At 57.7% G+C, this 10,983-nt stretch carries 11 protein-coding genes; 8 read left to right on the top strand and 3 right to left on the bottom strand.

The genetic code is table 11. The features are described from left to right. Positions 1-2: 2 nt before the first annotated feature. The 7 genes from cyoB (at position 3) to QRN20_RS06860 (ending at position 6,893) form a co-directional block, all read left to right on the top strand. On the top strand, positions 3-2,015 hold the full coding sequence (gene cyoB / locus QRN20_RS06830; RefSeq protein WP_025995040.1) for a cytochrome o ubiquinol oxidase subunit I: 2,013 nt from the start codon (positions 3-5) through the stop codon (positions 2,013-2,015). Between the two features lie 2 nt (positions 2,016-2,017). Then, entirely contained in the window at positions 2,018-2,650 is a 633-nt protein-coding gene (locus QRN20_RS06835; RefSeq protein WP_004878628.1) for a cytochrome o ubiquinol oxidase subunit III, read from the top strand. Beyond that, positions 2,650-2,982, top strand: a complete 333-nt coding sequence (gene cyoD, locus QRN20_RS06840) for a cytochrome o ubiquinol oxidase subunit IV (RefSeq protein ID WP_004878631.1) — start codon at positions 2,650-2,652, stop codon at positions 2,980-2,982. Before QRN20_RS06835 ends, cyoD begins: the two co-directional genes overlap by 1 nt. 10 nt (positions 2,983-2,992) lie before the next feature. Then, complete coding sequence (cyoE, locus tag QRN20_RS06845) at positions 2,993-3,880, top strand: heme o synthase (RefSeq protein WP_004878634.1); 888 nt, start codon at positions 2,993-2,995, stop codon at positions 3,878-3,880. Positions 3,881-4,173: 293 nt separating this feature from the next. Next, positions 4,174-5,058 (top strand): glycosyltransferase family 2 protein, encoded by an 885-nt coding sequence (locus QRN20_RS06850; protein WP_285360041.1) that lies wholly within the window; start codon positions 4,174-4,176, stop codon positions 5,056-5,058. Positions 5,059-5,097: 39 nt separating this feature from the next. Next, a complete protein-coding gene (locus QRN20_RS06855) occupies positions 5,098-5,742 on the top strand; it encodes a CatB-related O-acetyltransferase (protein ID WP_285360042.1) in 645 nt (214 codons plus the stop codon). Between the two features lie 131 nt (positions 5,743-5,873). After that, positions 5,874-6,893, top strand: a complete 1,020-nt coding sequence (locus QRN20_RS06860; RefSeq protein WP_004878641.1) for a branched-chain amino acid aminotransferase — start codon at positions 5,874-5,876, stop codon at positions 6,891-6,893. Positions 6,894-7,308: 415 nt separating this feature from the next. Here QRN20_RS06860 and QRN20_RS06865 read toward each other — a convergent pair whose 3' ends face one another. The 3 genes from QRN20_RS06865 to QRN20_RS06875 all read right to left on the bottom strand — a co-directional run bounded on the left by QRN20_RS06865 (position 7,309) and on the right by QRN20_RS06875 (position 9,955). Continuing rightward, entirely contained in the window at positions 7,309-8,280 is a 972-nt protein-coding gene (locus QRN20_RS06865) for an ATPase (RefSeq protein WP_285360043.1), read from the bottom strand. Between the two features lie 98 nt (positions 8,281-8,378). Then, on the bottom strand, positions 8,379-9,167 hold the full coding sequence (locus QRN20_RS06870; protein WP_285360044.1) for a transporter substrate-binding domain-containing protein: 789 nt from the start codon (positions 9,165-9,167) through the stop codon (positions 8,379-8,381). 128 nt (positions 9,168-9,295) lie between these two features. Next, complete coding sequence (locus QRN20_RS06875) at positions 9,296-9,955, bottom strand: hypothetical protein (protein ID WP_122559924.1); 660 nt, start codon at positions 9,953-9,955, stop codon at positions 9,296-9,298. A 251-nt stretch (positions 9,956-10,206) separates the two neighbouring features. Between QRN20_RS06875 and sodC the strand changes: the two genes are divergently transcribed. Then, positions 10,207-10,725, top strand: coding sequence for a superoxide dismutase family protein (gene sodC, locus QRN20_RS06880; RefSeq protein ID WP_096766652.1), 519 nt, complete (start codon positions 10,207-10,209; stop codon positions 10,723-10,725). Positions 10,726-10,983: the final 258 nt, after the last annotated feature.

Here is a 10,983-nt window from a genome sequence, read left to right on the forward strand (position 1 = left end):
CGATGTTTGGCAAATTAAGTCTGGAAGCGGTGCCGTTCCACGAGCCGATAGTTATGGTGACACTTGCCATGATCGCGCTCGGCGGCCTCGCGGTTGTCGGGTTGATCACCTATTTCCGCAAGTGGACCTACTTGTGGTCTGAATGGCTGACATCCGTCGACCACAAGAAAATCGGCGTGATGTACATCATCGTTGCCATGGTCATGCTGCTGCGCGGCTTTGCCGACGCAATCATGATGCGTACCCAACTGGCAATGGCCCAGAACGGTGCCGAAGGCTTCCTGCCGCCGGAACACTATGACCAGATCTTCACCGCTCACGGTGTGATCATGATCATCTTCATGGCGATGCCGTTCTTCACCGGTCTGATGAACATCGTTCTGCCTCTGCAGATCGGCGCTCGCGACGTTGCCTTCCCGTTCCTGAACTCCCTGAGCTTCTGGCTGCTGGTTGCCGGCATGCTGCTGATCAACCTGTCTCTGGGTGTCGGTGAGTTCGCCAAGACCGGCTGGGTCGCGTATCCGCCGCTGTCGGGGCTGCAATACAGTCCTGGCGTGGGTGTTGACTACTACATCTGGGCGCTACAGTTATCCGGGTTAGGTACGACGCTGACGGGGGTCAACTTCCTCGTGACCGTACTGAAGATGCGTACCCCTGGCATGAAACTGCTGGACATGCCGATCTTCACCTGGACCTGCACCTGGGCAAACATCCTGATCGTGGCTTCGTTCCCGATCCTGACCGCTACCCTCGCGTTCCTGACGCTTGACCGCTACCTGGACTTCCACATCTTCACGAACGAAATGGGCGGTAACCCCATGATGTACGTGAACCTGTTCTGGGCGTGGGGTCACCCTGAGGTGTACATCCTGATCCTGCCGGCCTTCGGTGTGTTCTCGGAAGTCATCTCCACGTTCTCCGGCAAGCGTCTGTTCGGCCACAAGTCGATGATCTTCGCCTCCGGTGCGATCTGCGTCCTGGGCTTCATGGTCTGGCTGCACCACTTCTTCACGATGGGTGCGGGGGCCAACGTCAACGCCTTCTTCGGGCTGGCGACGATGCTCATTGCGATCCCGACGGGGGTGAAGCTATTCAACTGGCTGTTCACCATGTACCAAGGCCGTCTGCGCTTCACTGCGCCGGTACTCTGGACCCTGGGCTTCATGGTCACCTTCTCGATCGGCGGCATGACCGGCGTTCTGTTGGCGATTCCAGGTGCTGACTTCGTACTGCACAACAGCCTGTTCGTGATCGCTCACTTCCACAACGTCATCATCGGCGGTGCGGTATTCGGTTACATCGCCGGCTTCGCGTTCTGGTTCCCTAAAGCGTTCGGTTTCACCCTGAACGAGAAGTGGGGCAAGGCAGCGTTCTGGTTCTGGATCGTCGGCTTCTTCGTCGCATTCATGCCGCTTTACGCGCTGGGCTTCCTGGGCATGACCCGTCGTCTGAACGCTACCGACATGCCAGAGTGGAACATCTACCTGGACGTCGCGCTGTTCGGCGCCGTGCTGATCGCTTGCGGTATCGCTTCGCAACTGATCCAGCTGTTCGTCAGTATCCGTGATCGTGCCAAGAACCCTGATCTGACCGGTGACCCGTGGAATGGCCACACGCTGGAATGGTCGACTTCTTCCCCGCCACCGTTCTACAACTTTGCCGAACTGCCGAAGGCAGACGACATCGACGCGTTCACTGACGCCAAGCGTGCAGGCACTGCCTACAGCGTTCCGGCCAAGTACTCGGCGATTCACATGCCTAACAACACGCCTACCGGCCTGTACATGGGCATGCTGCTGACCGTATTCGGTTTCGCATTCATCTGGCACATCTGGTGGCTGGTCGGCGCAAGCCTGGTCGCGACCATCGCGGTCTTCGTTGCTCACGCTGCACGTGACGACCAGGGCTACATGGTGCCGGCCGAAGAAGTAGCGCGTATTGAAGGTGAGCATCACAAGGTCCTGGCGGCCAACGGTGCATACACTCCTGTCAAGTCCTCGCTGGAACAGGTTTAAACATGTCGAATATTGCAATCAACCCTGGAGCCCACGATCACGGTCACGATCATGATCACGGGCATGACGATCACCACGACAGCGGTGGCATGACGGTTTACGGCTTCTGGCTGTACCTGATGACCGACTGTGTGTTGTTCGCCTCGTTCTTCGCGGTCTATGCCGTGATGGTCAACAGTGTCGCGGGCGGCCCGTCGGGCCAGGACATCTTCCTGCTGCCATTCGTGGCCGTGGAAACCGCGTTCCTGCTGGTCAGTAGTATCACTTACGGTTTCGCCATGCTGGCCCTGTACAAGGGCAAGAAAAGCCAGGTACTGGGCTGGCTGGCGCTGACCTTCCTGTGTGGTGCTGCGTTCATCGGCATGGAAATCTACGAGTTCCATCACCTGATCCACGAAGGTTACGGTCCTAGCCGCAGCGGCTTCCTGTCAGCGTTCTTCGCGCTGGTAGGCCTGCACGGCGTGCACGTCACCAGCGGTCTGATCTGGATGACGATCATGATGATTCAGGTCCAGAGAAAGGGCCTGACCAACACCAACAAGACGCGCCTGAGCTGCCTGAGTCTGTTCTGGCACTTCCTGGACGTTGTCTGGATCGGCGTGTTCACTGTTGTCTACCTGATGGGGGCTTTGTAATGTCGAATTCACATCACCCGGCTGAAGACAATAGCCACGGCTCCGTGAAGTCCTACATCATCGGTTTCGTACTGTCGATCATCCTGACGGCCATCCCGTTCGCCCTGGTCATGTCTCCTTCGCTGCCGAAGGACATGACGATCGCGATCATCCTGGCGTTCGCAATCATTCAGATCCTGGTGCACCTGCATTACTTCCTGCACCTGGACTTCACGAGTGTGCAACGCAACAACGTGATGGCCTTCGCCTTTACCACGATGGTTATCGTTCTGCTGGTTGGCCTGTCGTTGTGGATCATCTTCAGCATCCACCGCGAAATGATGGCGCATTGAGGAATACCAGATGTCACTGAAGCACTTTATCCAAATCACCAAGCCGGGGATCATTTTCGGTAACGTGCTTTCGGTGGCAGGTGGCTTTTTTCTGGCTTCCAAGGGGAATATCGACTTCAGCGTGTTTCTGGCTGCAGTCATCGGTACTTCCCTGGTCGTTGCGTCCGGTTGCGTGTTCAACAACTGCATTGATCGTGACATCGATCAGCGCATGGAACGGACCCGTAACCGGGTCCTGGTGCAGGGTTTGGTTTCGTTGAAACTGGCCCTGCTCTACGCGACCGTACTCGGTATTGCCGGCGTAAGCCTGCTGTATACCAAGGCCAATCCGCTGGCTGCACTGTTCGCGGTGATCGGTTTTGTTATCTACGTCGGCTTCTACAGCCTGTACCTGAAACGCAAATCCGTTCACGGCACGCTGGTCGGCAGCCTTTCCGGGGCGATGCCTCCGGTCATCGGCTACTGCGCAGTGAGCAACAGCTTCGATTTCGCGGCACTCACGCTCCTGGTGATGTTCAGCCTGTGGCAAATGCCGCACTCGTATGCGATCGCGATCTTCCGTTTCAATGACTATCGTGCGGCGAAGATTCCGGTTCTGCCGGTCAAGCGCGGCATTCTGGTCACCAAGCGCCACATCCTGCTCTACATCCTGGCGTTCCTCGTGGCGACCCTGATGTTGACGGTAGGCGGCTACGCAGGTCTGAACTACCTCGCCGTCGCGGCGGGCATGGGCATGTACTGGTTGTACATGGCATGGAAGGGCTACAAGGCCGTTGACGATACTGTCTGGGCCCGCAAGCTTTTCGTGTTCTCCATCTTCACCATCACTGCACTGAGCGTGATGATGTCGGTAGACTTTCAGGTCACCAAAGAGCTTTTGGTCACCTACGCGTTCTGACCGATAGCCTGTTTTACGAAAAACCCCATTCCATCCGAATGGGGTTTTTTTTCGCCAGGGTTTCGGGGCGCCTGATGCGCTAAAGGGCTCTGAGCTGCGATTTAGACGTATCGCCATGATATGGATCACGCAGTCAGGCGGTTCAGCGTCTTTGCGAGTGAACAAATGCTCATGGGCTGGCCTTGGAAAAGCGAGTTCACTTGTCGCATCATGTGCGCCTTGTATTCAAACTGTTACGCAACGCCCTGTATTTCAAAGCCCAAGGCTAGATAATAATTATGGCTGTTACCCCTATGACGTCCTCAACTGTTCAGGACACTGCCCCTAAACCGCTCGTGTCGATCATCGCCCCTTGCTACAACGCCGAGCGATTTCTGGACGCTGCCATTCAGAGCATTTTTGCTCAGGATTACGAGAACTTCGAAGTCATCATTGTCGACGACGGTTCGACTGATAACAGTATTGCGATGCTGGAGGCGCTGCAGAGCCAGTATCCGTTCCAGCTCTATCGCCAGCCGAACCAGGGCGTGAGTGCTGCCCTCAATCACGGGCTCAAGTACGCCAAGGGTGTCTACGTATCCACGCCGGATCTGGACGACATCATGCTGCCGTCCTCCGTCAGTGTTCGTGCCCGGTACCTTGATCAGCACCCGAAAGTGGGCTGTGTCGGCGCGCTCATCAGCTACATGGATTGCGACGGCAATGAAACCAAGTGCCAGTCCCGCAATTACATCGAACGTCTTGGATTTGACGACGTGCTGCGCGGCGCCGTGGTCGTAGGGGCTCCGGTCGCGCTGTACCGCATGCAGGCCATTCGTGACGCGAACGGTTATGACCCCGAGATCAGGGTTCAGGATTTTCAGATGACCCTGAGAATCGCGTTTCAGGGCTACGAAATTCACGTCATCCCGGTAGTGGTGACGCGTTACCGCCGTCACCCCAACAACCTGTCGCGAAAATACAAGGTGTTGCTCGAGGCTGATCTCAAGACCATCGAGCCTTACCGCGATCATCCCGGTTATCAGAAAGGCCGAACCTTCATCGTCAACAAGGCCCTCAAATACGCCTCGGTTTCAGACAAGCGATACGCCTGGAAACTGCTTTGCTCGATCCCGTTGAGGCACGTGGACCGCACCACCTGGCGTCGCTGCAAGCGCCTGCTGTTGAGCTACCGGTAGGTAGCCAACACCTTTCGAACCCATTGATCCAGAGTGCTCATGAGATTCATCGAACGGCTCAAAGCCAGAAAAGTACGCAAGCAGCTTCGCCAGCTGGACAAGCTGGAAAGGGCTGCCGAGAAAATCAGGTTGCGCTACCCGCGCTACGAAGTCGGAGTCGGTACCTACGGCATCCCGGACGTTATCGAGTTCGGCGATGAGACGGTTCTGCGAGTAGGGTCCTACACGTCCATCGCCGAAGGCGTCAGGATTCTGCTGGGCGGTGAGCACCGAACCGACTGGATCACCACGTACCCGTTTCCGGCGATGGTCGATCAGGTCAGCGACATCAAGGACTATGCGCCGAGCAAGGGCAACGTGACGATTGGCAGTGATTGCTGGATTTGTGCAGACGCTGTGATTCTTTCCGGCGTGACGATCGGACATGGCGCCATTGTAGGGGCCGGAGCCATGGTCGTACGCGATGTCGCTCCCTTTTCCGTGGTCGGCGGCAATCCGTGCAAATTCATTCGCTGGCGTTTCGAGGAAGACGTTCGCGAACTGCTGCTTCAGGCCGCGTGGTGGGACTGGCCCATGGAGGAGGTCAAGCAGGTTGCGCGCACCTTGTGCAGCTCGGACATGGAGGCGTTTCTGGCTTACGTCCGGCAACGTCAGGGCGCTTCGGACGCCGTGACGAACGGATAGGCTGGCTGTTTGAACGGATGCAAAAACGCCAGACCGGTTTGTATTTATTTCAAGCCTCAGGTTTCGAATGATCTGGCAGAATAGGGCATGGCCTGACTCGTCCAGGCAGTCGCTAAATGATAGAGGGCGTTATGAGTCACGAAAGCATCAACTGGGACACTCTGGGTTTCGATTACATCAAGACCGACAAACGCTACCTGTCTCACTGGCGCGATGGTGCCTGGGATGCGGGCTCGCTCACGGAAGACAACACGCTGCACATCAGCGAAGGCTCCACTGCACTGCATTATGGTCAGCAGTGCTTCGAGGGGCTCAAGGCCTATCGTTGCAAGGACGGTTCGATCAACCTGTTCCGTCCCGACCAGAACGCCCAGCGCATGCAGCGCAGCTGTTCCCGTCTGTTGATGCCCCACGTGCCTACCGATGTGTTCATCGAAGCCTGCAAGCAGGTGGTGAAAGCCAACGAGCGTTTCATCCCGCCCTACGGTTCCGGTGGCGCGCTGTACCTGCGCCCGTTCGTGATCGGCGTGGGTGACAACATCGGCGTGCGCACTGCACCTGAATTCATCTTCTCGATCTTCTGCATTCCGGTGGGCGCCTATTTCAAGGGCGGCCTGAAGCCGAATAACTTCGTGATCTCCGGCTACGACCGAGCAGCACCGAATGGCACCGGTGCGGCCAAGGTCGGTGGCAACTACGCCGCCAGCCTGATGCCGGGTTCCGAAGCCAAGAAACACAGCTTCGCCGATTGCATCTACCTGGACCCGCAGACTCATTCCAAGATCGAAGAAGTGGGTTCGGCCAACTTCTTCGCCATCACCAATGACGATGTGTTCCTGACACCGAAGTCGCCGTCCGTGCTGCCGGGCATCACCCGTCTGTCGCTGATCGAGCTGGCCAAATCCCGCCTGGGCCTGACGGTCGAAGAGGGCGATGTGTTCATCGACAAAATCGGTGAATTCAAGGAAGCCGGCGCGTGCGGTACCGCTGCGGTGATCACGCCGATTGGCGGGATCTCATACAAGGACAAGCTGCATGTGTTCTACAGTGAAACCGAAGTGGGTCCGGTTACCCAGCGTCTGTACAAGGAACTGACCGGTGTGCAGTCCGGTGATATAGAGCCGCCAGCGGGCTGGATCGTCAAGGTCTGATTCTGGCCTTGATCGTGCGCACCGCTGCGCGCTCGGCGTTATGCACAAGTCTGCCTCGACACTGATCGTGCCCATCGCTCCGCGTGGGCATGCGTCCCGTGACGCTCCGCGTCACACATGGCGCAGATTGCGGACTCAGTGAGCCGAGCGCATGACGTGGATAACGCTGGAGCTTGGGCGCACATCTGCGCCAGATTCGAGAGCGGACGCGGAGCGTCCTGAGCGGCATTCCCACGCGGAGCGTAGGAACGATCAGCGTGATCTCAAGCACGCCGATCATGCCCATGCTTGTGCTCAGCGTTATACCCGAGTCTTACTGAAACCACGGGTACGTATTCAGTCAGATACTTTCGTTTTAGCCCCATTTTGTGCGTCTTCCCGACTGTGCGTATCACGTGAGCGCGGTTTGAAGCGGTCAGGCCGCAGGCTCCTTCTCCGGACCCAGCACAATCGCCAGGTGTCGCAAGTCATCCACCTCAACGCTGAAGCTCTTTCCCGATGGGCTCTTCGTCAGCGTGCCCAGCGCGTAGACCGTGAAAAACTTCACTTCATCGGCATGGCTCAGCAGTTCGATGATGTAGCGGCTGGAGCGATAGGCCTGCATTTGCGCGGGCGACACGTAGAGCGTCACCAGCTTGCCCTCCAGCCTGTCAAAGAACTTGAACTTGAAACCCTGCCCGTAGCGCTGTTCCACCAGCCCGCCGCCGTACAGCACACGTCCGTTGTCGCCCAACTGTGCGTATTTGATGTGGCGAAAGTACGAACGCAGTGACAGCTCGCCCTGACCCGGAATGCGCAGTTTCAGCAGCTTGAACTCCTCGGGTGAGAGCTCGGCCCTTGCCTGGCGATAACTGTCCACCAGGCGTTCGAGGTTGTTGGTGCGGGTTTCGCTGTAACGTGGTGCTTTTGGTTCGGCAGGCGGGACAGGTGCAGTGCTGACAGCCGCTGGCGGGGCGGGACTGCCTGCTTTTTCCACGCCGGACTTTTCCTTGGCGGGCTCCTTTATCGTCGGGTCGAACACGTCGATATAGTCGTCCAGCTTGCGCTTGGCCTTGCGCAGCGCCGCTTGAGGATCATTGGTGTCGACCTGCTCTTCAACGGGGTCGTCTGCATCCGCATCCACCCACTCACAGTCCGGGTGATGGTCGTAATGCGGGTTGGCGCGAAAGTGCGCGGCGACAAAGGTCGGGTTGTCCTGAGGCTTGACGTCGTAGCGAACCCCGGTCACCTTCGCGCCCATTGTCCGGCAGGCTTCGTTCGAGCACAGAAACTCGAAGCGCTTGCGGGGCGGCTCGTGAGAGAAATATTCGCGACGAGCGCCTGCAATGGACATTTCCTGCTGCAGTTCGACACAGAACGCGCGGGTGATGGGTTTTGTGGGCTTCATGCTCGCAGTTGCCTTCCAGACGGTTGATCCTGCAACACGCTATTTCAGCCGGTCCCGCCATGCAACAAGTGCCTGGCGGGCTCGGGCCTTCGTGTCGGTTACTGGGCGGGTACGGCCAGCCATTCACTCAGGGCCTGCTGATAGGCGCCTGTGGCTTTACTCAGGTGCAGCCACTGATCGACGTAGGCTTTCCAGGTCACATCGTCACGTGGCAGCAGGTAGGCCTTCTCGCCGTATTGCATGTACTGCGTCGGATTGACCGCACACAGCCCCGGCATACGCTTCTGCTGATAGAGCGCTTCCGAGGCGTCGGTGATCATCACGTCGGCTTTCTTGTCGAGCAGTTCCTGAAAGATGGTCTTGTTGTCGTGGAACGCGATGGGTGCCTGAGGCAGGTAGGCACGAGCGAACGCTTCATTGGTGCCGCCTGCGGGCTCGATCAGGCGAACCGACGGTTTGTTGATCTGCTCGATGGTCTGGTACAGCGCCTGGTCTTCACAGCGCACCAGCGGGATCTTGCCGTCGATGTCCAGCGTGTTGCTGAAAAACGCTTTCTTCTGACGCTCCAGCGAAACGGAGATGCCGCCCATCGCAATGTCGCACTTGCCGGCAATCATGTCCGGCATCAGGGTTTTCCAGGTAGTCGGCACCCATTGCACGTTTACGCCCAGGCTCTTGGCCAGCGAGCGGGCCATGGTGATGTCGATACCTTCGTACTCACCGTCTTCGCGATGAAAGGTGTAGGGCTTGTAGTCGCCCGTGGTGCATACCGACAACTGGCCAGCCTGCATCACCTTGTCCAGGTGCGAAGACGATTCCTCTGCCTGCGCCATGCCTGTCAGGCCCAACAGAAGGGCAGCCGATACGCTGTAGTTCAGTTTCATCATGAGAGTGGGGGCTCGCGTGTGTCGTCGGTTTTTATTGGTAGCGACAGAGTGCTTCATTTGCAGGCCGGATGTGAAGCAGGAACAAGGCCTTGCGTGCAAAAGAAGCGCGCTCAGGACACAGCAGGTTGTCAGGTATACAACTCTTCCAGTGACATCAGCTGTTCTTCGATAAGGGTCATTTGCGATTCCCAGTCGGCCTGGGTTCTTTTCCAGGTTTCGCCTTCATGGGCGTAGAGGAAGTCGACGATGGTGTGAGTAACCTTGCCTTTGCCTACCGCGCCGAACGCCTCGGCGCTCAGCGCCCGGGCCAGCATATCCAGTTGGGCGGCATGGTTCAGCCAGTGCCAGTGGTCCTTGATCACCACCTTGTCGAGCAGAATGCATTGCTTCTTGAAGGCCCTGAGTGCAGATCCCAGAGCGCTTGCCGCCAGCAGTGTATTGATCTTGCCGACATCGTGGCCGGACTTCTGATTGGCCGTCGGGCCGAAAAACCATTCGTTGAAACCGATTTCTATCTCCCGGAACGCGACATTGGCGTCCCAGATGATGCTCAAGGCTTTTTGCTGGCGGGTCTCGCGCTTCCACGAGCCGTAGGCCTTGAACACCACACCGGCGATACCGATCACCGCCAGCGCTTCGCTCAGCGAAGACGCCGCCTCGACAATGTAATAGGCATTGGCGGCACTGCCCGGCGATGTGCTGAAGGCTGCGCTGTAAAAAACTGCTGCTACAACGACCACCAGCGCAAAACAGGCACTGTAGAACCCGAAAGCGTAGGGGTCTTTCATGGGGTGTTACGGCCTCATCCGTAAATGATCGAAGAGTTTGTGTCAGGTTAGCCGAGGCTGCGAAGGTTTGCAGCGTCGAGGGGCACGCGACGCAGGTCGAAGTTTTTGCATCAAAACCGCACCGACTGTGGTCACACGTGTTGTCGTATCCGAACACGTTGATGAGCACAGCGAAGAAGGCCGCTTGATCGGTGCCGTTTCACGCTCATCACGTTTAACCTCGATTCCTCCATCAAGGACGTACTGACTTTATGAAACCTTATCTTTGGCTGGGCCTGCTGGGCATGTTTTCCGTCGGCGTACAGGCCGCATCGCTGGATGTTCCGATCAATCTGGTCAGCGCTGATGGCGCACCGAAGCCGATTGGCACCGTGTCGGTCAGTGAAACAGAGTACGGGCTGGTGTTCACTCCCAACCTCAAGGACCTGCCGGCAGGCGTTCATGGTTTTCATGTTCATGAAAATGGTAGCTGCGATGCGGGCACCAAAGATGGCGTTAAGGTCGCCGCGCTGGCCGCTGGCGGGCACTTCGACCCGGCCAAGACCGGCAAGCATCTGGGGCCATACGCCGACGGTCATCTGGGCGACCTGCCTGCTCTGTACGTCAATGCCGATGGCACTGCGAACTACCCGGTTCTGGCACCGCGCCTGAAGAAAATTTCCGAAATCAAAGGCCATGCGCTGATGGTGCATGCCGGTGGCGACAACCATTCCGACCATCCAAAGCCTCTGGGCGGTGGTGGTGAACGGGCTGCCTGTGGCGTGATCTGATCGCGGTTTTGTAGTCTGGCGAGCACGCCTGACCTGCAGCAGACGCGTTTGTTTGTGGCAGGTCTGGCGCTGTCGCGCAGCAAGCGCCGGACTGTGAGAGACGCCGCCTGTGTCTCTGACACAGCGCTGTCTTGCAGCAAAACAGGACCGTGGGAGGCGGCTTGCCGGCGATGCAGTCGACGCGGTATGTCAGAAAAATCGCGTCATCGCCGGCAAGCCGCCTCTTATCAAACAACCTGTAAACCACTGAAGAAACTG

This window comes from Pseudomonas sp. fls2-241-TYG-175, assembly GCF_030209155.1.
Lineage (GTDB): Bacteria > Pseudomonadota > Gammaproteobacteria > Pseudomonadales > Pseudomonadaceae > Aquipseudomonas > Aquipseudomonas viridiflava.